Origin of the sequence: Streptomyces sp. NPDC052079 (assembly GCF_040680275.1) — a bacterium.
GTDB lineage: Bacteria > Actinomycetota > Actinomycetes > Streptomycetales > Streptomycetaceae > Streptomyces.
On the sequence record NZ_JBFAWL010000009.1, the window covers coordinates 172,898 to 199,311 of the forward strand.

Genomic DNA, 26,414 nt, shown 5'->3' on the forward strand with positions numbered 1-26,414 from the left:
CTGCCAGAAAAGACGTCCCCCTAGGATCATCCCTCGGTCGGGCCCGGCCTGCATGTTCTCCTGCGGGAACAGGCGTCCGCTCTCCTCCTCCGGCAGTGCCCGAAAGGCCGTATATCCGTCCTAGGGACGATTCCGCTCCCCAGGGGCCGAAGCGGTCGAACCGCGCACCACCAGCTCCGGCATGAACACGAACTCGCTGTGCGGCGCGGGCGTTCCGCCGATCTCCTCGAGCAGGGTGCGCACCGCCGCCTGGCCCATCGCGGGGACCGGCTTGCGGACCGTGGTCAGCGGCGGATCGGTGAAGGCGATCAGCGGCGAGTCGTCGAAACCGACCACCGAGATGTCCTTCGGCACGTCCAGTCCGCGCTGGCGGGCCGCCCGGATCGCGCCCAGCGCCATCATGTCGCTCGCGCACACCACCGCCGTACAGTCGCGGTCCATCAGCGCGTTGGCGGCGGCCTGGCCGCCCTCCAGCGTGTACAGGGAGTGCTGGATCAGCTCGGTCTCGACCGTCTCGGCAGTCAGGCCCAGTTGCTCCTGCACCGTGCGGACGAAGCCCTCGATCTTGCGCTGCACCGGCACGAACCGCTTCGGCCCGAGCGCCAGCCCGATACGGGTGTGCCCGAGCGAGGCGAGGTGCGTCACGGCGAGCGCCATGGCGGCCCGGTCGTCGGGGGAGATGAACGGCGCCTGCACCTTCGGCGAGAAGCCGTCGACGAGCACGAACGGCACGCCCTGCGCCCGCAGTCGCTCGTAGCGCTGCATGTCGGCGTTGGTGTCGGCGTGCAGTCCGGAGACGTAGATGATGCCGGCCACGCCGCGGTCGACGAGCATCTCCGTCAGCTCGTCCTCCGTCGACCCGCCCGGGGTCTGGGTGGCGAGTACCGGGGTGTAGCCCTGGCGCGTCAGCGCCTGCCCGATGACCTGGGCCAGCGCCGGGAAGATCGGGTTCTCCAGCTCGGGGGTGATCAGCCCGACCAGGCCCTCGCTGCGCTGCCGCAGCCGCACCGGGCGCTCGTAGCCCAGCACGTCGAGGGCGGCGAGCACGGACTGGCGGGTGGTGGCGGCGACGCCCGGCTTCCCGTTCAGGACCCGGCTGACGGTCGCCTCGCTCACCCCCGCCTGAGCAGCGATATCAGCAAGCCGTGTGGTCACAGGACCGGACTGTATCTGCCGTTTCTCCCCTTGCACACCGATGGGACGCCTGGTGCGCGCCGTCGGACGGCCCGCTGCGGGCTGCTGGGTCATCGCGATCCCTCAAGTCGTGGTCGGCGTCCGCTCCGCAAGGGATGATTCCCCCCGGCGGCAACGGATGGCAAGTGCTTGCAGAGTCTTGCACAACAGTCCGAACCCCTGTCGTACGGGCGGAAACCCGGGTCGCGGGGCGGTCGAGAAGAGGTCACGACGGCATAACTCTCGGGGTCTCTTGCAAAACTTTTCTGCAAGGTCTTTCGGAACGGTTCCATCGCTGTTACGTTCCAGTCGCCCGGCGGCGGCAACGGCGCGGTCGGCAAGTCAGCGGGACGGCAGACGGGGCCGGCCCGCGGGCCCTCGTCAGGGCCCCCCACACGGGCATAACCCTCAAGGAGAACCTCATGCGGCGTGGCATAGCGGCCACCGCGCTGGTGGCGTCCCTCGCCCTCGCGGCGACGGCCTGCGGCGGAGACAGCGACAGCGGCGACTCGGCCGGCGGACCGGTCACCATCACCTGGTGGGACACCTCCAACGCGACCAACGAGGCGCCGACCTATCAGGCCCTGGTCAAGGAGTTCGAGGCCGCGAACAAGAACATCAAGGTCGAGTACGTCAACGTCCCCTTCGACCAGGCGCAGAACAAGTTCGACACCGCCGCCGGTTCCAAGGGCGCCCCCGACGTGCTGCGCTCCGAGGTCGGCTGGACCCCCGCCTTCGCCAAGAAGGGCTTCTTCCTGCCGCTGGACGGCACCGAGGCCCTCGCCGAGCAGGACAAGTTCAAGCCCAACCTGGTGGAGCAGGCCAAGTACGAGGGCAAGACCTACGGCGTCCCCTTCACCACGGACACCCTCGCCTTCGTCTACAACAAGGCCCTGTTCAAGAAGGCCGGCGTCGAGGCCCCCAAGACGTGGGAGGACCTGAAGAAGGCCGCCGCCACCGTCAAGGACAAGACCGGCGTCGACGGCTACTGGGGCTCCACCGCCGGCTACTACGCCCAGCCGTTCCTGTACGGCGAGGGCACCGACATGGTCGACGCCGACGCCAAGAAGATCACCGTGAAGTCGGCCGAGGCCCAGAAGGCCTACGGCACCTGGCTGGACCTCTTCGACGGCAAGGGCCTGCACAAGGCCGACGTCACCGCCGACGCCTACGCCCACATCCAGGACGCGTTCGTCAACGGCAAGGTCGCCTCGATCATCCAGGGCCCGTGGGAGATCACCAACTTCTACAAGGGCTCCGCCTTCAAGGACAAGAACAACCTCGGCATCGCCACCGTCCCGGCCGGCTCCACCGGCAAGGCCGGCGCCCCCACCGGCGGCCACAACCTCTCCGTCTACGCCGGCTCCAGCAAGGCCAAGCAGGAGGCCGCGCTGAAGTTCGTGAACTTCATGACCTCGGCCAAGGCGCAGGAGACCATCGCGCTGAAGAACTCCACGCTGCCCACGCGTGACGACGCCTACACCGACCAGGTCAAGGCCGACCCGGGCATCGCCGGCTACCAGACGGTCCTCGCCGCCGCCCAGCCGCGTCCGGCCCTGCCCGAGTACAGCTCGCTGTGGGTGCCGATGGACGACGAGCTGCCGCAGATCGCGAGCGGCAAGGAGTCCCTGGACAAGGGCCTCGGTGACGCGGAGACCGCGATCACCAAGCTGGTGCCGGACTTCACCAAGTAATGCCCGCGTGGCCGCCGGACCCACGTCCCAAAGGGGAGGGTCCGGCGGCCGCCGGCCTGTGTGCCGTACTCCTTGATCATCCAGAAGGTGCCGAACCATGACAGTCGCCATCGACCGCGCGACCGGCAAGCGCCGCGGTGACCGCGCGCCCCGCCCCGGGCCGGTCCACCGCCTGAAGCACGCGTACCGGAAGCACTGGTACGCCTACGCCATGATCGCGCCGGTGGCCATCGTGCTCGGCGTCATCGTGCTGTACCCCCTGGCCTACGGCTTCTATCTCACGCTCACCGACGCGGACAGCCTCAACTCGGCCCGGACCATCGGCGTCAACGAGATCGAGGCCACCTACAAGTTCATCGGCATCGACAACTACGCCGACATCCTGTGGGGCGAGACGGCCTACGACCGCTTCTGGTCGCACTTCATCTGGACCATCGTGTGGACGGCCGCCTGTGTCGCCCTGCACTACGGCATCGGCCTGGGCCTCGCCCTGCTGCTCAACCAGAAGCTGCGCGGCCGCACCCTCTACCGGCTGATCCTGATCCTGCCATGGGCCGTGCCCACCTTCGTCACCGTCTTCGGCTGGCGCTTCATGCTCGCCGACGCCGGCATCATCAACTCCGGCCTCGACTCCCTCGGCCTGCCCACCCCGGCGTGGCTGGAGGACACCTTCTGGCAGCGCGTCGCCGCCATCATGGTCAACACCTGGTGCGGTGTGCCCTTCATGATGATCTCCCTGCTCGGCGGGCTGCAGTCCATCGACGCCAGCCTGTACGAGGCGGCCGAGATGGACGGCGCGAGCGCCTGGCAGCGGTTCCGCCATGTCACCCTGCCCGGCCTGCGCTCGGTCAGCTCCACCGTGATCCTGCTCGGTGTCATCTGGACCTTCAACCAGTTCGCGATCATCTTCCTGCTCTTCGGCAACACCGCGCCGGACGCACAGATCCTGGTCACCTGGGCCTACCAGCTCGGCTTTGGACAGCAGCCGCGCGAGTTCGCCGAGTCCGCGGCCTACGGCATGCTGCTGCTGGCCATCCTGATCGTCTTCACCTCCTTCTACCGCCGCTGGCTGAACCGCAATGAGCAGCAGCTCGCGATCTGAGGCAGGAGTCCCCATGAGCACCACCACCGTCACCACCACTGCTCCCGCGGACCGGCCCGCCGACGCCCCGCGCCCGCCCCGCACGGCGCGCCGGCGCGGCCGGCGGGGCCCCGCGGCCCGCCTCACCTCGCACGGCATCCTGATCGTCGCCAGTCTGATCGCGCTGTTCCCGGTCGCCTGGCTGGTCTTCCTGTCCCTCGGCCCCGACAAGGACGACTATCTGCGTCCCGGCGGCATCTGGGGCAAGATGACGCTCGACAACTACGCGTTCGTGCTCCAGCACACGAACTTCTTCGACTGGCTCAAGAGCTCGCTGATCGTCTCGCTCGGCACCACGCTCATCGGTGTCCTGGTCGCCGCGACCACCGGCTACGCCGTCTCCCGCATGCGCTTCCCGGGCTACAAGAAGTTCATGTGGGTGCTGCTGGTCACCCAGATGTTCCCGGTGGCCGTCCTGATGGTCCCGATGTACCAGATCCTCTCGGACCTTCAGCTCATCGACAGCTACCTTGGACTCATCCTCGTCTACTGCTCGACGGCGGTGCCGTACTGCGCCTGGCTGATGAAGGGCTACTTCGACACCATCCCGTTCGAGATCGACGAGGCGGGACGCGTCGACGGGCTGACCCCCATCGGCACGTTTGCGCGGCTGATCCTGCCGCTCGCCAAACCCGGGCTGGCGGTCGCCGCGTTCTACAGCTTCATCACCGCCTTCGGCGAGGTCGCCTTCGCCACGACGTTCATGCTCGACGACGAGAAGTACACCCTCGCGGTCGGCCTGCAGAGCTTCGTCAGCGAGCACGACGCGCAGCGCAACCTCATGGCCGCCACCGCGGTCCTGATCGCGATACCGGTCTCCGCGTTCTTCTACCTTGTGCAGAAGAACCTGGTCACCGGCCTCACCGCCGGCGGCACGAAGGGCTGACCTCCTTCGCAGCACGACTCCCGCGCGCCTGACTCGCGCGGGTAGGCGGCCGCGGTGCCCATCCGACCCCGCTGTCACCGCGGCCGCCCCGTCTCCCCGCCGCCGACCCACTCGCCACCCGACGAACTCGTATCAAGGACGACATGAGCCAGCAGCACTCCGCCGCCCCGGCCCCGCCCCCCACGACCGACGCGGCCGTCGCCACCGTCGCCCGGCGCCACGGCTGGTGGCGGGACGCGGTGATCTACCAGGTGTACCCGCGCAGCTTCGCCGACAGCAACGGCGACGGCATGGGCGACCTGGAAGGCATCCGCTCCCGCCTGCCGTACCTGCGCGACCTCGGCGTGGACGCCGTGTGGCTCAGCCCCTTCTACGCCTCCCCGCAGGCCGACGCCGGCTACGACGTCGCCGACTACCGCGCCGTCGACCCGATGTTCGGCACCCTCCTCGACGCGGACGCGCTGATCCGCGACGCCCACGCGCTGGGCCTGCGCATCATCGTCGACCTCGTGCCCAACCACTCCTCCGACCAGCACGAGTGGTTCAAGCGCGCCCTCGCCGAGGGCCCCGGCTCGCCCTCGCGCGACCGCTACCACTTCCGCCCCGGGAAGGGCGCGAACGGCGAACTGCCGCCCAACGACTGGGAGTCGATCTTCGGCGGCCCCGCCTGGACCCGGGTCACCGAGCCCGACGGCACGCCCGGCGAGTGGTATCTGCACCTCTTCGCGCCGGAGCAGCCCGACTTCAACTGGGAGCACCCGGCGGTCGGCGACGAGTTCCGCTCCATCCTGCGGTTCTGGCTGGACATGGGGGTGGACGGCTTCCGTATCGATGTCGCCCACGGCATGGTGAAGGCCGAGGGCCTGCCCGACCTGGGATCCCATGAGCAGCTGAAGCTGCTGGGCAACGATGTCATGCCGTTCTTCGACCAGGACGGCGTGCACGACATCTACCGGCAGTGGCGCCTCATCCTCGACGAGTACTCCGATGCAATGGGGCCCGAAGGGCCTTCCGCAGAAGGGCGGGGGCGGGAGACGGGCGGGCGCATCTTCGTCGCGGAGGCCTGGACCCCGACCGTCGAGCGCACCGCGAACTACGTGCGCCCCGACGAGCTGCACCAGGCGTTCAACTTCCAGTACCTGGGGACGCACTGGGACGCCGAGGAGCTGCGCACGGTCATCGACCGCACCCTGGACGCCATGCGTCCGGTCGGCGCCCCCGCCACCTGGGTGCTGTCCAACCACGACGTCACCCGGCACGCCACCCGCTTCGCCAACCCGCCCGGCCTGGGCACCCAGATCCGCCTGGCCGGCGACCGCGAGCTGGGCCTGCGCCGGGCGCGTGCGGCGACGCTGCTGATGCTGGCGCTGCCCGGCTCGGCGTATGTCTACCAGGGCGAGGAGCTCGGTCTGCCGGACGTCGTGGACCTGCCGGACGAGGTGCGCCAGGACCCGGCGTACTTCCGGGGCGCCGGCCAGGACGGCTTCCGCGACGGCTGCCGGGTGCCGATCCCCTGGACCCGCGAGGGCTCCTCGTACGGCTTCGGTGACGGCGGCAGCTGGCTTCCGCAGCCGAAGGGCTGGGGCGAGCTGAGCGTCGAGGCGCAGACCGGTGACCCCGGCTCGACCCTGGAGCTGTACCGGTCCGCGCTCGCCGTGCGCCGGGACCAGGCCGACCTGGGCGCGGGCGACGCGGTGGAGTGGCTGCGGGCGCCCGAGGGTGTCCTGGCCTTCCGGCGCGGGAGGTTCGTGTGCGTCGCCAACACCACGGGGAAGCCGGTGACCGTCCCGGCGTACGGGCGGGTGCTGATCGCCAGCGGTGAGGTGGGGGAGACGGCCGGCAAGGCGAAGGTCCCGGCGGACACCACCGTATGGTGGACCACGAACTGACGTTCGTCCGTCCCGCAACTTTTCTCATACAAGTTGGTACGGCCCGCTGCCCTTCTGGGCGGCGGGCCTCTACCATCTGCGTTGCCGCAAGGTTGTTGAAGCTTTCTGCAAGAAGCTGCAACCATCCATGGCGGCATCCCCCACACCCTTCGATGAAGAAGGCACCCCACATGGCACGCAGAACCCTTTCCGGGGCCGTCGCCCTCGCGGCCGCCTCCATTGTCATGACCCCGACCGGGGCGCAGGCCTCCCCGCCCGGCACCAAGGACGTCACCGCCGTCCTGTTCGAGTGGAACTTCGCCTCCGTCGCCCGCGAGTGCGCCACCACCCTCGGCCCCGCGGGATACGGATACGTCCAGGTCTCCCCGCCCGCCGAGCACATACAGGGCCCGCAGTGGTGGACGTCGTACCAGCCCGTGAGCTACCGGATCGCCGGCCGGCTCGGCGACCGCGCCGCGTTCAAGAACATGGTCGACACGTGTCACTCGGCCGGCGTCAAGGTCGTCGCCGACACGGTCATCAACCACATGGCCGCGGGCAACGGCACCGGCACCGGCGGATCGTCGTACACGAAGTACAACTACCCTGGCCTGTACTCCTCGTACGACTTCGACAACTGCACCTCGCAGATCACCAACTACGCCGACCGCTGGAACGTCCAGAACTGCGAACTGGTCGGCCTCGCCGACCTCGACACCGGCGAGGACTACGTCCGCGGAGCCATCGCCCGGTACATGAACGACCTGCTCTCGCTCGGTGTGGACGGCTTCCGCATCGACGCGGCCAAGCACATGCCGGCGGCCGACCTGGCCAACATCAAGTCCCGGCTGAGCAACCCGAACGTCTACTGGAAGCAGGAGGTCATTTACGGGGCGGGAGAGGTGGTCCAGCCCACCGAGTACACCGGCAACGGCGACGTCCAGGAGTTCCGCTACGCCTACGACCTCAAGCGGGTCTTCAACAACGAGAACCTCGCCTACCTGAAGAACTACGGCGAGGGCTGGGGCTATATGAAGAGCTCCGTCTCCGGCGTCTTCGTCGACAACCACGACACCGAACGCAACGGCTCCACGCTCACCTACAAGGACAACGCCAACTACACCCTGGCCAACGTCTTCATGCTGGCCTGGCCCTACGGCGCCCCGGACATCAACTCCGGCTACGAGTTCACCGACCACGAGGCCGGGCCGCCCAACGGAGGCCGCGTGGACGCCTGCTGGCAGAGCGGCTGGAAGTGCCAGCACGCCTGGCCGGAGATCAAGTCCATGGTCGGCTTCCGCAACGCGACCCGGGGCCAGGCGGTCACCAACTGGTGGGACAACGGCGGCGACGCCATTGCCTTCGGCCGGGGCAGCAAGGGCTTCGTGGCCATCAACCACGAGTCCGGCTCACTGACCCGCACCTACCAGACCTCCCTGCCCGCGGGGACTTACTGCAACGTCCAGAACAACACCCCGGTGACGGTGGACGGTTCGGGCCGGCTGACCGCCACCCTGGGTGCCAACACGGCCCTCGCGGTGTACGCGGGCAAGTCGGGCTGCTGAACGCGCGCGGGTCGCGCCGCCGTTCACGGGCGGCGGCGCGACCCCTGCCGCGATGAAAGTCCTTACCGTTACTTTCATAACCCTTGCTGTAAAGCTTTCAACGGCGATACGGTCACGCCGACGCTCCGGTGATGCGGCCGAAACAGGCCACCGCTGTGGCGTGGGGTCGGACCCAATGAGCCGTAAGCGCAAGGAGTTCACTGCCTTGATACCCAGATGGCCCGCGCCCCGGGGGCGCCGCACCGCACGGGGGCGACGCCTCGCCGCCGTCACCGTGGCCGCGCTCGCCGCCGCCCTGGTGCAGCCGCTCGCCGCCCGCGCCGACACGCCGCCCGCGCCCCCCTCGGACGGCCGGCTCGCCCAGTCGCCCGCGCGGCACGATCTGACCCGCGAGCAGTTCTACTTCGTCCTGCCGGACCGTTTCGCCAACGGCGACACCAGGAACGACCGCGGCGGACTCACCGGTTCACGCCTCACCACGGGGTACGACCCGACCGACAAGGGCTTCTACCAGGGCGGTGACCTCAAGGGCCTGACCAAGCGGCTCGACTACATCAAGGGACTCGGCACCACCGCCATCTGGATGGCGCCGATCTTCAAGAACCAGCCCGTGCAGGGCACCGGCAAGGACGCCTCGGCCGGTTACCACGGTTACTGGATCACCGACTTCACCCAGGTCGACCCGCACTTCGGCACCAACGAGGACCTCGAGACCCTCATCGACAAGGCCCACGCCAAGGGCATGAAGGTCTTCTTCGACGTCATCACCAACCACACCGCCGACGTCGTCGACTACGAGGAGAAGTCCTACGGCTACCTCTCCAAGGGCGCCTTCCCGTATCTGACGAAGGACGGCGAGCCCTTCGACGACGCCGACTACGCCGGCGGCGACCGCAGGTTCCCGCGCGTGGACGCCGGTTCGTTCCCCCGCACTCCGGTCGTGCCCGGCGCCAAGAAGCGGATCAAGGTCCCGTCCTGGCTCAACGACCCGGCGATGTACCACAACCGGGGCGACTCCACCTTCGCCGGGGAGTCCGCCGAGTACGGCGACTTCTCCGGCCTCGACGACCTGTGGACCGAGCGTCCCGAGGTCGTCAGCGGCATGGCGAAGATCTACCAGCGGTGGGTGAAGGACTTCGACATCGACGGCTTCCGGATCGACACCGTGAAGCACGTCAACATGGAGTTCTGGACCCAGTGGGCCACCGCCCTGGACTCCTACGCCGCCAAGAAGGGCCGCGACGACTTCTTCATGTTCGGCGAGGTCTACTCCGCCGACACGGACGTCACCGCCCCCTACGTCACCGAGGGCCGCCTCGACGCCACGCTCGACTTCCCCTTCCAGGAAGCGGCCCGGCAGTACGCCTCCCAGGGCGGCAGCGCGAGGAAGCTGGCCGCGGTCTTCGGCGACGACTACAAGTACACGACCGACCGGGCCAACGCCTACGAGCAGGTCACCTTCCTCGGCAACCACGACATGGGCCGCATCGGCACGTTCCTGAAGCAGGACAACCCGAAGGCCTCCGACGCCGAGCTGCTGAAGAAGGACATGCTCGCCAACGAGCTGATGTTCCTCAGCCGCGGCAACCCGGTCGTCTACTACGGCGACGAACAGGGCTTCACCGGCGCCGGCGGCGACAAGGACGCCCGCCAGACCCTGTTCGCCTCCCGCACGGCCGACTACCTCGACGACGACCTGATCGGCACCGGCCGCACCCACGCCGAGGACACCTACGACACGCGAGCACCGCTCTATGAGCAGATCAGTGCTCTCGCCAAGCTCCGCAAGGCGCACCCGGCCCTCACCGACGGCATCCAGCAGGAGCGGTACGCCGCCGACGGCGCGGGCGTCTACGCCTTCTCCCGCACCGGCACCGGCAAGGACACCACCGAGTACGTGGTCGCCTTCAACAACGCCGCCGAGGCCCGGAAGGCCACCTTCGCGACCGGCTCCGCCCGGATGACGTTCAAGGGCCTGCACGGCACCGACGCCACCGTCACCAGCGACGCCGACAAGAAGATCACCGTCACCGTGCCGGCCGGCCGGGCGATCGTCCTCAAGGCCGCCGGCCCGCTCGCCGAGCCGGCCGTGAAGCCCACGATCACCCTCAAGGCCCCGGACGCCGGCGCCACGGGCACCGTCGAGCTCACCGCCGACGTCGACGGCGGACAGCTCAACCGGGTCGTCTTCGCCGCCCAGACCGGCAACGGCAAATGGCACACCCTCGGCTCCGCCGACCACGCCCCCTACAAGGTCACCCACACCATCGGCGAGGACGTCCCCGCCGGCACCGCCCTGCGCTACAAGGCGGTCGTGACCGACTCCGCCGGCCGCACCGCGAGCGCCCTGGCCGCCTCCACCACCGGCACCCCGCCCGCGCCCGAGCCGCCCACCGCCGCCTCCCGCGACTACGCGATCGTCCACTACCAGCGCGCCGACGGCGACTACGACGACTGGGGCCTGTACGCCTGGGGCGACCTGGCGGACGGCGAGGCCACCGAGTGGCCGGACAGCCACCCCTTCACCGGCCGGGACGCCTACGGCGCCTTCGCCTACGTCAAGCTCAAGCCGGGCGCGTCCGACCTCGGCTTCCTCGTCATCGACAAGGAGGGCAACAAGGACGTCGCCACCGACCGCACCATCGACCTCACCCGAACCGGTGAGATCTGGATCGAGCAGGGCAAGGAGACCGTCACCGCCGAACGGCCCGAGTACCCGGCCCAGGACACCACCAAGGCGGTGCTCCACTACCAGCGGGCCGACGGCGACTACGACGGCTGGGGGCTGCACACCTGGACCGGTGCCGCGAACCCCACCGACTGGTCGAAGCCCCTTCAGCCGGTGAAGACTGATGCCTATGGCGCTGTCTTCGAGGTACCGCTCGCCGAGGGTGCCACCAGCCTCAGCTACATCATCCACAAGGGCGACGAGAAGGACCTCCCGTCCGACCAGTCGCTCGACCTCAAGGCCAACGGCCACGAGGTGTGGCTGTTGAACGGCCGGGAGAAGTACCTGTTGCCGCAGCCCGCGGGCTCGGCGGCCGCCCTCGACCCGACCACCTCCAAGGCGGTCTGGATCGACCGCGACACCGTCGTCTGGAACGGCTCCGAGGCCGCCGCCTCCACCCAGCTCCTCGCCTCCCGCACGGGTTCCATCACGGTGCAGGACGGTGCCCTGACCAGCGACGACGCGCGCTGGATCCGGCTGACGAGCGCGAAGCTCACCGACGCCCAGAAGGCCAGGTTCCCGCACCTGAAGGACGGCACCGCCTGGTCCGTCGACCCGCGCGACCGGGACCGGGTGCGCGAGGCCCTGCGCGGCCAGGTCGTCGCCTCCCAGCGGGCGGCGAACGGCGCCGTGCTCGCGGCGACCGGTGTGCAGATCGCGGGCGTCCTCGACGACCTCTACGCCGCCGACGCCACGAAGGCGGAGCTCGGCCCGGTCTTCCGCCACGGCCGGCCCACCCTCTCGGTATGGGCGCCGACCGCACAGAACGTCACCCTGGAGATCGGCGACCGCACCGTCCGGATGCGCCGCGACGGCGGCACCGGCGTCTGGTCCGTCACCGGACCGCGCTCCTGGAAGGGCAAGGAGTACCGGTACGCGGTGACGGTGTGGGCGCCCGCCGCCGGCGACATCGTCACCAACAAGATCACCGACCCCTACTCGGTCGCCCTGACCACCGACTCCGAGCGCAGCCTCGTCGTCGACCTCGGCGACCGGTCCCTGAAGCCGCGTGCGTGGTCGACGTACGACAAGCCGAAGGCGGTGCCGCTGAAGGACGCGCAGATCCAGGAACTGCACATCCGGGACTTCTCCGTGGCCGACCGCACGGCCGACCACCGGGGCACCTACCTCGCCTTCACCGACAAGGACAGCGACGGCAGCAAGCACCTGCGCGAGCTGGCGAAGGCCGGCACCTCGTACGTACACCTGCTGCCGGCCTTCGACATCGCCACCATCCCCGAGAAGGAGTCCGACCGGCAGACCGCCGACTGCGACCTCGCCTCCTACCCGGCCGACTCCGACCAGCAGCAGGAGTGCGTGGCGAAGGCAGCCGCCAAGGACGCCTACAACTGGGGCTACGACCCGTACCACTACACGGTCCCCGAGGGCTCCTACGCCACCGACCCGGACGGCACCGAGCGCACCGTCGAGTTCCGGAAGATGGTCAAGGCGCTCAACGAGGACGGCCTGCGGGTCGTGATGGACGTGGTCTACAACCACACCGCCGCGAGCGGCCAGGCGAAGACGTCCGTCCTGGACCGGATCGTGCCCGGCTACTACCAGCGGCTCCTCGCCGACGGTTCGGTCGCCAACAGCACCTGCTGCGCCAACACGGCGACCGAGAACGCCATGATGGGCAAGCTGGTCGTCGACTCGGTGGTCACCTGGGCCAAGGAGTACAAGGTCGACGGCTTCCGCTTCGACCTCATGGGCCACCACCCGAAGGCCAACATGCTGGCCGTGCGCAAGGCCCTCGACGAGCTCACCCTCACGAAGGACGGCGTCGACGGCAAGAAGATCATCCTCTACGGCGAGGGCTGGAACTTCGGTGAGATCGCCGACGACGCCCGCTTCGTGCAGGCCACGCAGAAGAACATGGCCGGCACCGGCATCGCCACCTTCTCCGACCGGGCCCGTGACGCCGTGCGCGGCGGCGGCCCCTTCGACGAGGACCCCGGAGTGCAGGGCTTCGCCTCCGGCCTCTACACCGACCCCAACTCCTCGACGGGCAACGGCACGAAGGCCGAGCAGAAGGCCCGCCTGCTGCACTACCAGGACCTCATCAAGGTCGGTCTGAGCGGCAACCTCGCCGACTACACCTTCACCGACACCAGCGGCGAGCAGGTCAAGGGCTCCCAGGTCGACTACAACGGCGCCCCCGCCGGATACGCGGCCGCGCCCGGCGACGCCCTCGCCTACGCGGACGCGCACGACAACGAGTCGCTGTTCGACGCGCTCGCCTTCAAGCTGCCGAAGGACACCCCGGCCGCGGACCGGGCGCGCATGCAGGTCCTCGCCATGGCGACGGCCACCCTCTCGCAGGGCCCGGCCCTCTCCCAGGCGGGCACCGACCTGCTGCGCTCCAAGTCCCTGGACCGCAACTCCTACGACAGCGGCGACTGGTTCAACGCCATCCACTGGAACTGCGCGGACGGCAACGGCTTCGGCCGCGGACTGCCGCCGGCCGCCGACAACAAGGACAAGTGGCCCTACGCCAAGCCGCTGCTCGGCTCGGTGCGGGTCGGCTGCCCGCAGATCGAGGGCACCTCGGCCGCGTACCGGGACCTGCTGACCATCCGCTCGACGGAGCGGGTGTTCTCCCTCGACACCGCGGGAGAGGTCCAGTCCCGGCTGTCCTTCCCGCTGTCCGGCAAGGACGAGACGCCGGGCGTGATCACGATGAGGCTCGGCGACCTGGTCGTCGTCTTCAACGCCACGCCCGAGCGGCAGGAGCAGCGCGTCACCGCGCTCGCCGGGACGGGCTACGGTCTGCACCCGGTGCAGGCGGCGGGCGGGGACGCGGTCGTGAAGACCTCGTCCTACGCGAAGGACACCGGCACGTTCACCGTTCCGGCGCGCACGGTCGCCGTGTTCACCAAGGCCGGCTGACCCCGGTAAAGAGCTGCGGCTAGTGTGAGCCCTCCTGACCTGGAACAGGAGGGCTCATGCCGCAGATCACCGTCGACTACTCCGAGCGCCTGGCGGACGGCTTCGACCGGCCCGCCTTCGCGCGGGACCTGCACACCGCCGTCGTGGAGATCGCGGCCGCCAAGCCGCCGGCGTGCAAGACCCGGTTCCGGCGGACCGAGGACATCGTGGTCGGCCCGGACACCGACGGACACGCCCTCGTGCACGTCCACATCGGCCTGCTGGCCGGCCGCACCGACGAGACCAAGGCCCGCCTCACCGAGACCGTGCTGGACCTGCTGCGCCAGTACGTCGAGCCGGCCGAGGGCCAGATGCTGCACGCCTCCGCCGAAGTACGCGACCTGGACGCGTCGTACCGGAAGTTCGAGGAGTAGGGCCGCTGGGTGTTTTGATCAGGAAGCGGCCAGCGAGATCAGCCGGGTGGCGAGGTCCGTGAACGGCCCGTCGCCCGGCTCGTTCTTGAGCAGCCCACGCAGCAGCGTGGCCAGCTCCTCGTCCCGCGCGGCGGCGACGGCGGCGAGCGCGGCGAAGTCCTGCACCAGCTGCGCCTCCAGCTCCTCACGCGGCACCCGCCGGCCGTCCAGCCAGATCAGCGCCGTCGACTCGACGAGCGAGATCCACGAGCGCACGACCAGTTCCAGCCGCGCCGACGCCGGTCCCACCACGCCCAAGTGCGACAGTATCTGGTCATACGCGGCCTGCCGTACAGAGTCGATCAGGGCGTTCGTGGCGGAGGAGCCGACGGCGGGACCGCCCCGCATCAGGGCGGCGAAACCCGGCCCGTGCTCCTCCACGAAGTCGAAGAACCGGGCCATCACCCGCCGCAGCCGCGACCCCAGCGGACCCTCGTGCGGCTCCACGAACCGGGACGCCAGATCCTCCGCGGCACGCCTCAACGCCGCCTCGTACAGGCTGAGTTTGCCGGGGAAGTAGTGATAGACCAGCGGGCGGGAGATGCCCGCCCGCGACGCTATCTCGTCGATCGAGACCTCATCGGGAGAGCGCCGGCTGAACAGTTCGAGGGCCACGCCGATCAACTGCTGCCGCCGCTCCTCGACTCCCATCCTGCGCCGCACCCCGGTAGTCATACGAACACCTTACCGATCGATTCCGGCCTCTCCCGGTCCGGACCAGCCGGCGGTGTTCATCCCGTCATCGCAGCCCGCTGATCGACCGCCCGTCCTCCAGTCTGCCCAACAGATCCGCCCGGGCACCCTTCTTCGCGCGGAGGGTCAGCAGAGAACCCGGGGCCGACCCCTCGACCCCGCCCTCCGCCCTCACCGACGTCACGTCGCGGCTCCCGGCGGCCAGCAGATACCAGGTGCCCTCCTCCGACCTCCACAGCACCCCGGCGAGCACCCGCGGCTCCCGCTCCCCGCACGCCGGGACGTCCTCGGCCTTCGCCGCCACCACCCCGAACCGCGCGCCCGGCGTGCGGAACTGCGCCAGCACCCGCGCCCCGCCACCCCGCCAGGTCTCCGCGCGGGTGCACACCCACTCCGCCCGGCTGCCCCCACCGGGCAGCGGCTGCTCGGCGAACGCCCAGGCGTTCACACTCCGCACGCCCGCCGAACGCACCGCGCCCAGTGAGCAGGCGTACGGCGCCCAGGTGCGCAGCGCCTTCGCGCCGGACGCTTCGGTGACCGCGCCGGGCCGCCCGGCGGTCAGCCGGGCCGGGACCAGTTCGCCGAGGTCGGTCAGCAGCCGGGTGCCGGTGGCGTCGGTCAGCTCCAGCACGTTCCAGGAGGTGCAGGAGCCGTCCTTCGACGCGGGACCGGCCAGGGGCGAGGTCACTCCGTCGACGAGGGCCAGGGCCATCGCGCCGGAGCCCGGCTCGCGCAGATCCCGCTCACCCGCCTCACGCACCCAGGGGGCGGTCAGATAGCGGACGTTGCCGTCGGCCCGGCTCAGCACCACCGCGCCCGACCCGGCCCGCCCGGCACCGTCCACCCGGGCGAGATCCAGCGCGGCGCCCCCGGTACCGTCCGCCGGCTCGGCGTACCGGACGACGCGCAGACCGTCGTAGAGAATCACCACCCGCGCGGCCCCGACCGTCCCCGCGTACAGCAGCTGGGGAGGACCCGCCGGGCCGCCGGAGGGGGTGCCCGGGGTCGCCGCCACCTGGACGGTCCTGCCCGGGCGGGCCCAGACGGCGAGGGCCCGCCGCAGCAGGGACCGGTCGTCGGTGAGGCGGCCGCGCGCGGGCCACACGGAGAAGTCGGTGCGCGCGGAGGTCTTCCACGCGTCGGGGGGCACCCGGGTCAGCTTCCCCGGATCCAGCGCGGCCTGCGCGGCCGGATTCCGCGCGTACGGGGGAGCGGCGGCACCGTCGGGACCCCAGCCGTCGCCCGGCAGGCCCACCAGCGTCCCGCACACCGCCAGCGCGGCCCCGCCGACCAGCGCGGCCTTCAGATGCCGGCGGCGGCGCAGCAGATCCGTGGGCCGGGCCTGGAGCGAACAGGGGTCGAACTCGGGGGACTCGAGCAGCCGGTAGGAGTCGGGGACCCGGTCCGCCTCGTCCAGCGCGGCGGCCACGTCGGTGACGCCCGCGGAGGTGAGCAGCGCCCGCACGTCGCCGTCCGGGAGCCGCTCCAGTCCGCGCAGCGCCAGGGCGGCGCGGGCCGGCCCGGACAGCGCCGACAGCCGCTGGTCCAGCGCGAGTTCGTCGGCGCCGCCCGGGCGCGGGAACAGCTTCAGCCCCCACACCTGGGGCAGCAGCGGCGGCAACTGCGCCCGCCTGGGCCAGGCGGCCCGCCGCAGCGGGCGGCCCGCTTCCAGTGCCGTGCGCACCACCTGCAGCCGGACCAGCGCATAGCCGGGGTCCCCGTGGCGCCCGGCCGACTGGGCGGGGATCACCGGGGCGGGGGTACGGCCGCGGGGCAGCGCCCGCTGGACCAGGGCGTGCGCGGTGAGCACCCGTCTGCTCCGTCCGATGCGGGCGGGCAGCACCAGATAGGCGAGCCGGACGAGCCGCGGATAGTGCTCGACGAGCGCGGCCTCGGCCTGCTCGACGTCCACCCCCGGACCGGCCGGGGAGGAGGGCACCGAGGGCGGGACGACATCCTGTGACTGCACGTTCAGCAGAACGAACGAACCGGTGGATGGTCACCTGACCGCTCGCCCGGCGGAATTTGAGCACAGCGGTCCTGGGGGACGTATCGAAGGCCGAGGGCCCCGTGCCGGGGCTCCGTGTGGCGTGTCGCCGTCACGATGCCGCCGTCAAGGACCGGAGGAACACATGAGGCTGACCCGACCGATGCTCGCGCTGACCGGCGCGGTGGCGGCCCTGGCGCTGGCGGGCTGCGGATCCGGCGGCCACGACGACGCGGACCACGTCCCGCCGACCGCCACCGGCAGCCTGGAGCACCTGGCCGCCGAGGTGAACTGCAAGCCGAACATGCAGACCGACGCGGACACCATCCGCCAGGCCCTGTGCAAGAAGGGCGGCGAGAAGTACGTCCTCGCCACCTTCGCCACCGACCGCGGCCAGCGCGAGTGGCTCAACACGGCGAAGGACTATGGCGGTTACTACCTGGTCGGCCGCAAGTGGGTGGCCGTCGGCGAGGAGAAGACCGTCACGGCGCTGCGCAACACCCTCGGCGGGACCATGGAGGAGGGCTCCGAGCACATGAACCCCGGTGGCAGCCACAACAAGGGCGGCCACCACGGCTGACGCCGCGTCCGCGGACGGACGAAGGGGCCGGCGGTGGGATCTCCCACCGCCGGCCCCTTGCCGCTACCGGACTACTGGCAGTCCTGGCCGCTGTTGATGCACTCGACCATCTCGTTCATCAGGTCCTCGTCGAAGAAGTTGATGAAGTCGTTGTGGTCGGTGATCGGCTTGTGCAGCTGCTCCGGGAAGGAGTCCACCGCGAACGGGTTCACCACCTGTCCGTTCTGGATCTGCGGGGCCGGGATGTTGTCGTAGACCAGGCGGACCTGGAGCTGCGGGATGGCCTGGAAGCCGTTCGAGCAGGTGCCGTCCGCCTCGACGAAGTCGACGTGCGTGCGGTGGTTGGCGCTGTCGATGTTCTGGCCGTCCCAGCAGCTCTGGAAGGCGGACGTGCGGACCACGCTGCTGCCCTCGGGGCAGATCGGGTACTTGTCCGTCACCTGGCGGTCCTCGAAGCCGGTGCAGCTCCACGCGGTGTTGGCGTTGTTCAGGCCGTTGGTGAAGGCCTTCGCGTCACCGGTGATGATGCGCAGGGCCGTGGGCATCGCGACGACGTCGCTCGTCCGGTTGCCGACGAACTTCAGGTCCACCTCGGTGGGCGCGACGATCGTGCCGACGTTGCCGTCCTGACCGCCACCCGGCTGGTTCTGGTCGATGTCCTGCGTACCGTCCTGGATCCGCAGGACCGGCCAGAAGTACGTCGACCGGTCGCCCTGGTTCTGGCAGGTCGTCTCCCCGTTGGCCAGGTCCTCGTCGCTTGCGAAGGCGGTGTTGGCCTGGTTGCCGACGTAGTCGTGCTGGTGCTGGGCACCGTTGCTGACACCGGGAGCGACGATCACGTTGTCCGAGTTGCGCAGCTCGTTCTCGTTGGTGCCGCACTCGGTGGTGAAGCTGCCCGTCGAACCGCCGTCGCCGTTCGCGGCCAGACCGTTGGGCAGGTTGCGCGAGCCCGGCTGGACGTCCTCGATGTTGATGAAGTCGTCCGCCGTGGGACCGTTGCCGGCCTGGCCGCCGTTGCCCTGGTCCTGGCCGTTGTCCTGGCCGCCGCCACCCTGGTCCTGGCCACCGTCGTTCTGGCCACCGTCGTTCTGGCCGCCGTCACCCTGGTCCTGGCCGTTGCCGTCGTCCGCCGGCTGTTCCGCGGGAACGCCCTGGCACTGGGCGAACCGGCCGAAGTCACGGGGCGCCTGGCCGCCGGCCCGGTTGATGGTGGTGCGGATCCGGTCCAGCGTGGCCGTCCGCTTGGACTTCAGCGGTGCGAGGATCGCGTTGTCGACGTAGCCGTCGTCACCCGCCTGGGCCTGGCGCGTCTCCGCGAGGCGCGTGTAGGCGTCCGTGATCTGCCGGTCGAGCTGGGACAGTTCCCTTGCGACACCCCTGCGCGCCTGCCGCGGCACCTTCGTCAGCTTCTGGCCGACGTCGGGGCAGTTGATCGTCGCGACCTGCGCGTTCCTCGACTTCGTCCGGTTGTGGCCTCCGTCCTCCTCGTGTGCCGAGGCATAGAAGTTGGCCCAGATCAGCCCGCCCCCACCGAGCGCTAGGGCCGCCGTTGCGGCTATGGCCTTGTTGGCCAGCGGCGTGCGGCGTTTTCTTGTGTTGCGTCCCATGGAACTCCTCTGACTTCCTTGCGGGGCATCCCATTGCGGGGCATCGAGGCGCCCGTTAGGAGTGAAGCGGCTCCCTTGAGTACGGCAGCCGCCCCACGGGTGTTCACCCGTCACGGAAATCGGTGAGAAGTCAGTACGGCCGCTGGTGTTTCAACAGCCCCTGAAATACCGGGAGTTGCGGATCACCCACCCCGGGTGAAGCGACGGGTCCGGTTTCACCGGCCATGGTCGGGAAGGGCGAGAACCGCCGGCGCGCGCCGGTTGTCGTCGTCCGAGACCTCACGACCCGGTTCGGCGGAGATGTTCTCGGTGTGCTGCGCGATCGCCCGTTCCGTCACCACCGGCCCACCCCTCAGGCGGTTGCCAGCACCTTCGCCTCCACCTCCGGGTCGAGCCCCTTGGCGGTCCGGTCCGCGCGCTGCGGCGCCGTGCCGCCGAGATCCGTCAGCCAGCGCCAGGTGTCGGCCACGGTCTCGGCGACCGGTCGGCAGCGCAGTCCCGTCGCCACCGCCCGGGAGACGTCCGCCGAGTGCAGCGCGTCGTGCAGATCAGTGCCCGGCGGCACCCACACCGGCAGCTGCGTCCAGGGCTCGATGCCCGCCTCGAGGATCACCTCCGGCGCGGTCCACCGGAGCTCGGCCGGACCGCCGGTCACCTCGACACACGCTTCGAGCAGCTCGCCCATCGTGGTGTGGCCCTGCGGGGACATCAGGTTGTACGGCCCGCTCAGCTCCCGCTCGGCCGCCCCGAGGATCCACTCCGCCAGATCGCGGACGTCGACGTACTGCAGGGGCAGTTCACGCGGGCCCGGAGCGAGGACGGGCCCGCCGCGCGCCATCCGGTTCAGCCACCAGGGCAGCCGGCCCACGTTCTCGTACGGCCCGAGGAGCAGCCCGGACCGCACCAGCAGCGAGCGGTCCGCGCCGAAGGCGTCCACGGCGGCCAGCTCGCCGCCCCGCTTGTCGCGCGCGTAGTCCGTGAGATCCGCGTCGGCGGAGGCGCCCCGCACCACGGGAGCGTCCTCGGTGTACCCGGCGGGCGGCGCCCAGGTGTACACCGAGCAGCTCGACACGTACACGTACCGCCCGGCGCGGCCCCGCAGCAGCCGTGCCGTGTCCCGGACCGCGCGCGGGGCGGACGACCATGTGTCCACGACGACGTCCCACTCCCCGGGGTCCTCGTCGAGCGCGGCCAGACCGTCGACCGCGGTGCGGTCGCCCAGCAGGGTCCGTGCACCCCGCGGTGACGCGTGCCGCCCCCGGTGGAAGACGGTCACCTCCCAGCCCCGCCCGAGGGCCGCCTCGGCGACGGCCCGGCCCGCGAACTCCGTACCACCCAGCAACAGAAGTCTCATACCGGCGACTCTGCCCGCCCGTGCGGCCCGGGGGAACGGGAATCTGCTGTTGGCAGACGCCGAGAGGGGCACCCACCGCTATCGGCGGGCGCCCCTCGCGGCGACTGCGGTGCGGATCAGACCTGGCCGGCCTTCTCCAGCGCGGTGCAGCACGTGTCGACCAGCAGACGGGTCACCACGTACGGATCGACGTTGGCGTTCGGACGGCGGTCCTCGATGTAGCCCTTGCCGTCCTTCTCGACCTGCCACGGGATGCGCACCGAGGCGCCGCGGTCGGAGACGCCGTAGGAGTACTCGTTCCACGGGGCGGTCTCGTGCAGACCGGTGAGACGGTCGTCGATGCCGGCGCCGTAGTTCTTGACGTGGTCGAGGGGCTTGGAACCCTCGCCCAGCGACTCGCACGCGGTGATGATCGCGGCATATCCGTCAGGCCCTTCGCGCATCGCCTTGGTGGAGAAGTTGGTGTGCGCGCCGGCGCCGTTCCAGTCGCCCTTGACCGGCTTGGGGTCGAGGGTCGCGGCGACGTCGAAGTCCTCGGCGGTGCGGTAAAGCAGCCAGCGGGCCAGCCACAACTGGTCGGCGACCTCCAGCGGGGCCAGCGGACCGACCTGGAACTCCCACTGGCCGGGCATGACCTCGGCGTTGATGCCGGAGATGCCCAGGCCCGCCGTCAGGCAGTTCTCCAGGTGCGCCTCGACGACGTCACGGCCGAAGATCTCGTCGGAGCCGACGCCGCAGTAGTAGCCGCCCTGCGGGGCCGGGAAGCCGCCCTTGGGGAAGCCGAGCGGGTAGGCGTCCTTGAAGAAGGTGTACTCCTGCTCGATGCCGAAGATCGGCTCCTGCGCGGCGAACTTCTCGGCGACCTCGGCCAGCGCGGCACGGGTGTTGGACTCGTGCGGCGTCATGTCCGTGTTGAGGACCTCGCACAGCACCAGGACGTCGTCACCGCCGCGGACCGGGTCCGGGCACACGAAGACCGGCCGGAGCACGCAGTCCGAGGTGTGCCCCTTGGCCTGGTTGGTGGAGGACCCGTCGAAGCCCCAGATCGGCAGGTTCGCGCCCTTGGCCTCGTCGCCCAGGATCTTCGTCTTGGAACGCAGCTTGGCGGTCGGCTCGGTGCCGTCGATCCAGATGTACTCGGCCTTGAAGCTCACGGTCCACATCCTTCGGGGTGGGTCTGGCGCTTGCGCGGGTGCCGCGGCGCTGCGGCACCGGGGCGCCGCCGTCGCTGCCCCGCAGCCTGTCAACAGGCGATTTCCCGGCCATTGCCCGCATGTGAACCCCGTGTTACCTGGCGGGCGGAGTGTAGGCGAGGGCACGCGAAGGGGCCCGCCGCTCCCGACCCCAGGAACGGCGGGCCCCTCCCTACGGACCCCGGGACGTCACCCCACCTTCTCGATCACCGCGCGGCGGATCAGGAACTTGCCGGCCTCGCGGACCTGCTCGAAGGCCGCGTTGTTGAGCAGCACACAGCTGCCGGACACCGAAGTGACCTCCACCGTCGTGGACTTGTTGTTGTCCAGGTTGGTGACCTTCAGCTTCGTACCGGCCGGGAACTGGTTGCTGGACGCCGCCGGGGCGCCGCCCTCACCGGACAGGGTGACGGTGGAGCCGTTGCACACCTGCTCACCCGCGGCCGCGCCGGCGTCACCACCGGCCTGCTGACCCTGGCCGGCCTGCTCGCCCTGGCCGGGCTGCTCACCCTGGGCCGGCTGGGAAGGCGCGGGCTGCTCCGGCTGCGCGGCCTGGGAGCCCTGAGCCGACTCCCCAACCGTGCACCCGGACGCCTCCTGCTGCACCTTGATCTGGGCGATGACCGCCTCGCGGTTGGCGATCCGCGCCTCCGACTGCGCGTCGGGGTTGGCCTTCTGGCCCTCGATGAACCTCTCGTTGTTGCCGAGCGCCGTGGCGAGTCCCTGACAGACGCTCGAGTCCGCCGCCGCCTTGGTGGTGGCCTCGGGCGGGGAGGCGTTCGACGTCGTCGCCATGACGAAGGCGCCGCCTCCCGCCACCGTGGCGGCGCTCAGCAACAGTGCGAGCTTCTTCTTCGGACCGAGAGTTCTCTTGCGCGACATGCGCGCCTCCTCGAAGAGGTAGGGGGGCGTACGCCGCTATGTACGAGATACCGAACGGAGTTACTCAGCAGTCGGGCCAAGTTGACCAAGTGGCTTGTGTCACACGTCGGTTCGGCGGGAGAGGGCGTCCCGAACGGCCTCCTCCGTCCGGCCGACGACCGCCGTGCCGTCGTCCGCCGTGATGATCGGCCGCTGGATCAGCTTGGGATGTGCGGCGAGGGCCGCGATCCAGCGGTCCCGCGTACCGGCGTTGCGCTCCCACTCCTTGAGCCCCAGCTCCGTGGCGACGGCCTCCTGCGTCCGGGTGATGTCCCACGGCTCCAGACCGAGCCGCTCCAGCACCTCCCGGATGTCCTCCTCACCGGGCACCTCCTCCAGATATCGCCGCACGGTGTACTCGGCCCCCTCGGCGTCGAGCAGGCTGAGGGCGCTACGGCACTTGGAACAGGCGGGATTGATCCAGATCTCCATACCGCACACGGTACGCCGGCACCGCTCTGTTCGAATTCACCGCCGTCTCGCACGTGCCTGGCGGGAGCGCTGTGACACAGCGACAAAACCTGTGCTCACCAGGGTATTTGGTGGCCCGAGGAGGTCTGCTGATTGTCAGTGGCGGGCAGTAAACTGTTAGCAGTGTTCGAGGGAGTCGCCGGGGTCGTCGTGGACCTCGGCGGGCCGCCCCGACCGCGACAGGAGGATGCCCATGCCCGCTGCCGCACTGAAGCCGAAGCCCACCCAGTCCACCGCGGAGCGTCCCGTGCTGCTCGAAATGCCCTGTGCCCCGGTGGAGAAGCGTCCGCTGCCGCCCGGCCGCCCGCGTGAGTGGTACGTCACGCACAACCGCCGGCTCAAGGCGATGCGGCTCGCCATCGCCCTGCTCGACTCCGGCGTCTACCTGCCCCAGCAGGCGCGCAACGCGACGATACGGAGCACGGCGGAGCTGATCGGCGTGCACCCGCCGTCGGAGACCACGTGCCACATGGTGCGCGCGCTCATGCGCTACAACCGGCCGACGGCCACCCGAGGCTAGAGTCCCGGGTCTGCACAACCCGGGCCTGCGCAACGGCCATCCACTGGCTGTGTCGTTGCGTTTGCCGTTGCCTTTGCGTCCAGCCCCGTCCCGCGGTCGTGGGGGCGGGGCAGGGACGGAGAGATCAGTACGGACGGAAGTTGATGTAGCCGAGCAGCACGATCACCGCGACGACACAGCCGAGCACCACGGCCGTCGACACCCACGACGAGCGGCCCGCCGAGCCCCGGTGCTCCGGCTCACCCCGGAACGGGACCGGTCCGGGCGGGTTGTCCTTCCAGCGGGCGGCGAGCATACGGGCCCGTGCCGACGGCTCCCTGTACTCGGCGCCGTCCGCCCACTTGATGTCGAACTCTCGCTCGTCGTCCCTTTCGGACATCCCCGTGACCTTCTCTCGAACAGCAGTGTTAGACCAAGGATCCCTCCCCGGGCGCGGAGAGGGAAGCTTTCCGGTCACACGACGGCGCCCCCGCCCCTGGATCCATCCAGGGGCGGGGGCGCCGTCGGCCGGTCACACGTCGAAGTACATCTCGAACTCGTGCGGGTGCGGGCGGAGCTGGAGCGGGGCGATCTCGTTCTCCCGCTTGAAGTCGATCCACGTCTCGATCAGGTCCGGGGTGAACACGTCGCCCTGGAGGAGGAACTCGTGGTCGGCCTCGAGGCGGTCGAGGACGGCGCTGAGGGAGGTCGGGACCTGGGCCACGTTCGCGTGCTCCTCGGGAGGCAGCTCGTAGAGGTCCTTGTCGATCGGCTCGGCCGGCTCGATCTTGTTCTTGATGCCGTCCAGGCCCGCGAGGAGCAGCGCCGAGAAGGCCAGGTACGGGTTGCCGGAGGCGTCGGGTGCGCGGAACTCCACGCGCTTGGCCTTCGGGTTGGAACCGGTGATGGGGATACGCATCGCGGCGGAGCGGTTGCGCTGCGAGTACACCAGGTTCACCGGGGCCTCGAAGCCGGGCACCAGGCGGTGGTAGGAGTTCACCGTCGGGTTGGTGAAGGCCAGCAGCGACGGGGCGTGCCTGAGGATGCCGCCGATGTAGTAGCGGGCGGTGTCCGACAGACCGGCGTAACCCTGCTCGTCGTAGAAGAGCGGCTCGCCCCCCGCCCACAGCGACTGGTGGACGTGCATGCCCGAACCGTTGTCACCGAAGATCGGCTTCGGCATGAAGGTCGCGGTCTTGCCGTTGCGCCAGGCGACGTTCTTCACGATGTACTTGAACAGCTGAAGGTCGTCGGCGGCGGCCAGCAGGGTGTTGAACTTGTAGTTGATCTCGGCCTGGCCGGCGGTGCCCACCTCGTGGTGCTGACGCTCGACCTTCAGGCCGGCCCTGGCCATCTCCAGGGACATCTCGGCGCGCAGGTCGGCGAAGTGGTCGACCGGCGGAACCGGGAAGTAGCCGCCCTTGTATCGGACCTTGTAACCGCGGTTGTCCTCCAGCGCGCCGGTGTTCCAGGCGCCCGCCTCGGAGTCGATGTGGTAGAAGGACTCGTTCTCGGAGGTCTTGAAGCGCACGCTGTCGAAGACGTAGAACTCGGCCTCGGGACCGAAGTACGCGGTGTCCGCGATACCGGTCGAGGCCAGGTAGGCCTCGGCCTTCTGGGCCACGTTGCGCGGGTCACGGGAGTACTGCTCGCCCGTGATGGGGTCGTGGATGAAGAAGTTGATGTTCAGCGTCTTGTCGCGGCGGAACGGGTCGACCCTGGCGGTCGACAGGTCCGCGCGCAGCGCCATGTCGGACTCGTGGATGGCCTGGAAACCACGGATCGAGGATCCGTCGAAGGCCAGCTCGTCGTCGGGGTTGAACGCCTCCGCCGGCACCGTGACGTGCTGCATCACACCCGGCAGGTCGCAGAACCGGACGTCGATGAACTTGACGTCCTCGTCCGCGATGAACTTCTTGGCCTCGTCGGCGTTCTGGAACATCCAGCTCCTCCTACTCCCGACCGTCCCGCCGGGGTGGTAGATCGTTCGTGCGGCCAGTGCGGGTGGCACACGCTGCACTCGACCCTAGGGACGAGTCATTTCTCTGGCGTGACCCATTTGTTTCGCACAAGTTAACCGGGCCCACTCCCACGGTAGCCCCGACGCACCCTGCCGTGCTGTGGCCATATCCGGGAGCAGTACCGTGGACGGGTGGACAACAGGCAAGCAATCGGATCATGGCTGTCCGGGCCGCGTGCGGCGCTGGAGGAAGCCGGTGCCGAGTTCGGGTACCGGGGCGAGCAGCTGGGGCTGCCGGAGCACGGCCCGGGCTCGATCGCCCGCCCCGGCCGCAGGCTCGGCGCCCTCGCCGTCGACTGGGGTCTGTGCATGCTGATCGCATACGGTCTCATCACCGACGGCTACGACGGGCAGACGACCGGCAACTGGGCGCTGCTGGTGTTCCTGGTGCTGAGCGTCCTCACCGTCGGCACGGTCGGCTTCACCCCGGGCAAGCGTCTGTTCGGACTGCGGGTGATCGCCCTGGACAGCGGCCGGGTCCAGCCGCTGCGCGGGCTCCTGCGCTCGGCCCTGCTGTGCCTGGCCGTGCCGGCCCTCATCTGGGACCGCGACGGACGCGGTCTGCACGACCGGTTGGCCCGCACGGTTGAGGTTCGGGCGTGGAGTCCGCGCGGCGTCTGGAGGTCTACCGCGCGATCATCGACCGGTTCGGCACCGAACGGGTCGCCACGGTCGCCATGCCGGAGACCTACC

The 26,414-nt window shown here is 70.0% G+C and carries 19 protein-coding genes and 2 pseudogenes; 10 read left to right on the plus strand and 11 right to left on the minus strand.

The annotated features are described in order from the left end of the window. Positions 1–120 precede the first annotated feature (120 nt). Complete coding sequence (locus AB0L56_RS17025) at positions 121–1,155, minus strand: LacI family DNA-binding transcriptional regulator (RefSeq protein WP_361035940.1); 1,035 nt, start codon at positions 1,153–1,155, stop codon at positions 121–123. Between the two features lie 440 nt (positions 1,156–1,595). On the opposite strand from AB0L56_RS17025, the gene AB0L56_RS17030 reads away from it, so the two are divergent. The 7 genes from AB0L56_RS17030 (at position 1,596) to AB0L56_RS17060 (ending at position 14,357) form a co-directional block, all read left to right on the plus strand. Next, a complete protein-coding gene (locus AB0L56_RS17030; RefSeq protein ID WP_365424126.1) occupies positions 1,596–2,867 on the plus strand; it encodes an extracellular solute-binding protein in 1,272 nt (423 codons plus the stop codon). Between the two features lie 97 nt (positions 2,868–2,964). Beyond that, positions 2,965–3,969: a sugar ABC transporter permease gene (locus AB0L56_RS17035; protein WP_365424129.1), complete on the plus strand. Its 1,005-nt coding sequence runs from the start codon at positions 2,965–2,967 to the stop codon at positions 3,967–3,969. Between the two features lie 13 nt (positions 3,970–3,982). Then, on the plus strand, positions 3,983–4,894 hold the full coding sequence (locus AB0L56_RS17040; RefSeq protein WP_365424132.1) for an ABC transporter permease subunit: 912 nt from the start codon (positions 3,983–3,985) through the stop codon (positions 4,892–4,894). Between the two features lie 143 nt (positions 4,895–5,037). After that, entirely contained in the window at positions 5,038–6,783 is a 1,746-nt protein-coding gene (locus AB0L56_RS17045; RefSeq protein ID WP_365424135.1) for a glycoside hydrolase family 13 protein, read from the plus strand. 170 nt (positions 6,784–6,953) lie between these two features. Then, entirely contained in the window at positions 6,954–8,327 is a 1,374-nt protein-coding gene (locus AB0L56_RS17050) for an alpha-amylase family protein (protein ID WP_365424138.1), read from the plus strand. Between the two features lie 205 nt (positions 8,328–8,532). Continuing rightward, complete coding sequence (gene pulA / locus AB0L56_RS17055) at positions 8,533–13,944, plus strand: pullulanase-type alpha-1,6-glucosidase (RefSeq protein ID WP_365424140.1); 5,412 nt, start codon at positions 8,533–8,535, stop codon at positions 13,942–13,944. Between the two features lie 56 nt (positions 13,945–14,000). Then, complete coding sequence (locus tag AB0L56_RS17060) at positions 14,001–14,357, plus strand: 5-carboxymethyl-2-hydroxymuconate Delta-isomerase (RefSeq protein WP_361035920.1); 357 nt, start codon at positions 14,001–14,003, stop codon at positions 14,355–14,357. An 18-nt stretch (positions 14,358–14,375) separates the two neighbouring features. On the opposite strand, the gene AB0L56_RS17065 is transcribed toward AB0L56_RS17060, so the two are convergent. Together AB0L56_RS17065 and AB0L56_RS17070 are read right to left on the minus strand one after the other, a co-directional pair. Continuing rightward, positions 14,376–15,071, minus strand: a complete 696-nt coding sequence (locus tag AB0L56_RS17065; protein WP_365424142.1) for a TetR/AcrR family transcriptional regulator — start codon at positions 15,069–15,071, stop codon at positions 14,376–14,378. 64 nt (positions 15,072–15,135) lie between these two features. Next, positions 15,136–17,058: a hypothetical protein gene (locus AB0L56_RS17070; RefSeq protein ID WP_365424144.1), complete on the minus strand. Its 1,923-nt coding sequence runs from the start codon at positions 17,056–17,058 to the stop codon at positions 15,136–15,138. A gap of 163 nt (positions 17,059–17,221) precedes the next feature. On the opposite strand from AB0L56_RS17070, the gene AB0L56_RS17075 reads away from it, so the two are divergent. Beyond that, on the plus strand, positions 17,222–17,656 hold the full coding sequence (locus tag AB0L56_RS17075) for a hypothetical protein (protein WP_361035912.1): 435 nt from the start codon (positions 17,222–17,224) through the stop codon (positions 17,654–17,656). Between the two features lie 71 nt (positions 17,657–17,727). On the opposite strand, the gene AB0L56_RS17080 is transcribed toward AB0L56_RS17075, so the two are convergent. The 6 genes and pseudogenes from AB0L56_RS17080 to AB0L56_RS17105 form a co-directional block, all read right to left on the minus strand. Continuing rightward, entirely contained in the window at positions 17,728–19,263 is a 1,536-nt protein-coding gene (locus AB0L56_RS17080) for a DUF1996 domain-containing protein (protein WP_365424146.1), read from the minus strand. 215 nt (positions 19,264–19,478) lie between these two features. Continuing rightward, positions 19,479–19,604: pseudogene (locus AB0L56_RS17085) on the minus strand (DNA-binding response regulator); the annotation flags it as partial. 11 nt (positions 19,605–19,615) lie between these two features. After that, a complete protein-coding gene (locus tag AB0L56_RS17090; RefSeq protein ID WP_365424148.1) occupies positions 19,616–20,617 on the minus strand; it encodes an NAD-dependent epimerase/dehydratase family protein in 1,002 nt (333 codons plus the stop codon). 116 nt (positions 20,618–20,733) lie between these two features. After that, positions 20,734–21,771, minus strand: a complete 1,038-nt coding sequence (gene glnII / locus AB0L56_RS17095) for a glutamine synthetase (protein WP_365424150.1) — start codon at positions 21,769–21,771, stop codon at positions 20,734–20,736. 228 nt (positions 21,772–21,999) lie between these two features. After that, positions 22,000–22,692: a hypothetical protein gene (locus AB0L56_RS17100; RefSeq protein ID WP_365424152.1), complete on the minus strand. Its 693-nt coding sequence runs from the start codon at positions 22,690–22,692 to the stop codon at positions 22,000–22,002. Positions 22,693–22,791: 99 nt separating this feature from the next. Continuing rightward, positions 22,792–23,163, minus strand: a complete 372-nt coding sequence (locus AB0L56_RS17105; RefSeq protein WP_361035896.1) for an arsenate reductase family protein — start codon at positions 23,161–23,163, stop codon at positions 22,792–22,794. A 232-nt stretch (positions 23,164–23,395) separates the two neighbouring features. Here AB0L56_RS17105 and AB0L56_RS17110 point away from each other — a divergent pair, with 232 nt between their 5' ends. Beyond that, positions 23,396–23,722, plus strand: a complete 327-nt coding sequence (locus AB0L56_RS17110) for a hypothetical protein (RefSeq protein ID WP_365424154.1) — start codon at positions 23,396–23,398, stop codon at positions 23,720–23,722. A 124-nt stretch (positions 23,723–23,846) separates the two neighbouring features. Here the strand turns inward: AB0L56_RS17110 and AB0L56_RS17115 are convergent, their stop codons facing one another. Further along, positions 23,847–24,101, minus strand: a complete 255-nt coding sequence (locus tag AB0L56_RS17115) for a hypothetical protein (protein WP_361035890.1) — start codon at positions 24,099–24,101, stop codon at positions 23,847–23,849. 132 nt (positions 24,102–24,233) lie between these two features. After that, positions 24,234–25,643, minus strand: coding sequence for a type I glutamate--ammonia ligase (gene glnA / locus AB0L56_RS17120; RefSeq protein WP_361035887.1), 1,410 nt, complete (start codon positions 25,641–25,643; stop codon positions 24,234–24,236). Between the two features lie 210 nt (positions 25,644–25,853). Here glnA and AB0L56_RS17125 point away from each other — a divergent pair. Further along, positions 25,854–26,318: pseudogene (locus AB0L56_RS17125) on the plus strand (RDD family protein); the annotation flags it as partial. Positions 26,319–26,414: the final 96 nt, after the last annotated feature.

Excerpts from the sequence above, each read along its gene's own strand:
- AB0L56_RS17030 (WP_365424126.1), top strand. The coding sequence starts at position 1,596 with ATGCGGCGTGGCATAGCGGCCACCGCGCTGGTGGCGTCCCTCGCCCTC.
- AB0L56_RS17035 (WP_365424129.1), top strand. The coding sequence starts at position 2,965 with ATGACAGTCGCCATCGACCGCGCGACCGGCAAGCGCCGCGGTGACCGC.
- AB0L56_RS17040 (WP_365424132.1), top strand. The coding sequence starts at position 3,983 with ATGAGCACCACCACCGTCACCACCACTGCTCCCGCGGACCGGCCCGCC.
- AB0L56_RS17045 (WP_365424135.1), top strand. The coding sequence starts at position 5,038 with ATGAGCCAGCAGCACTCCGCCGCCCCGGCCCCGCCCCCCACGACCGAC.
- AB0L56_RS17050 (WP_365424138.1), top strand. The coding sequence starts at position 6,954 with ATGGCACGCAGAACCCTTTCCGGGGCCGTCGCCCTCGCGGCCGCCTCC.
- AB0L56_RS17060 (WP_361035920.1), top strand. The coding sequence starts at position 14,001 with ATGCCGCAGATCACCGTCGACTACTCCGAGCGCCTGGCGGACGGCTTC.
- AB0L56_RS17065 (WP_365424142.1), bottom strand. The coding sequence starts at position 15,071 with ATGACTACCGGGGTGCGGCGCAGGATGGGAGTCGAGGAGCGGCGGCAG.
- AB0L56_RS17075 (WP_361035912.1), top strand. The coding sequence starts at position 17,222 with ATGAGGCTGACCCGACCGATGCTCGCGCTGACCGGCGCGGTGGCGGCC.
- AB0L56_RS17080 (WP_365424146.1), bottom strand. The coding sequence starts at position 19,263 with ATGGGACGCAACACAAGAAAACGCCGCACGCCGCTGGCCAACAAGGCC.
- AB0L56_RS17090 (WP_365424148.1), bottom strand. The coding sequence starts at position 20,617 with ATGAGACTTCTGTTGCTGGGTGGTACGGAGTTCGCGGGCCGGGCCGTC.
- AB0L56_RS17100 (WP_365424152.1), bottom strand. The coding sequence starts at position 22,692 with ATGTCGCGCAAGAGAACTCTCGGTCCGAAGAAGAAGCTCGCACTGTTG.
- AB0L56_RS17105 (WP_361035896.1), bottom strand. The coding sequence starts at position 23,163 with ATGGAGATCTGGATCAATCCCGCCTGTTCCAAGTGCCGTAGCGCCCTC.
- AB0L56_RS17110 (WP_365424154.1), top strand. The coding sequence starts at position 23,396 with ATGCCCGCTGCCGCACTGAAGCCGAAGCCCACCCAGTCCACCGCGGAG.
- AB0L56_RS17115 (WP_361035890.1), bottom strand. The coding sequence starts at position 24,101 with ATGTCCGAAAGGGACGACGAGCGAGAGTTCGACATCAAGTGGGCGGAC.
- glnA (WP_361035887.1), bottom strand. The coding sequence starts at position 25,643 with ATGTTCCAGAACGCCGACGAGGCCAAGAAGTTCATCGCGGACGAGGAC.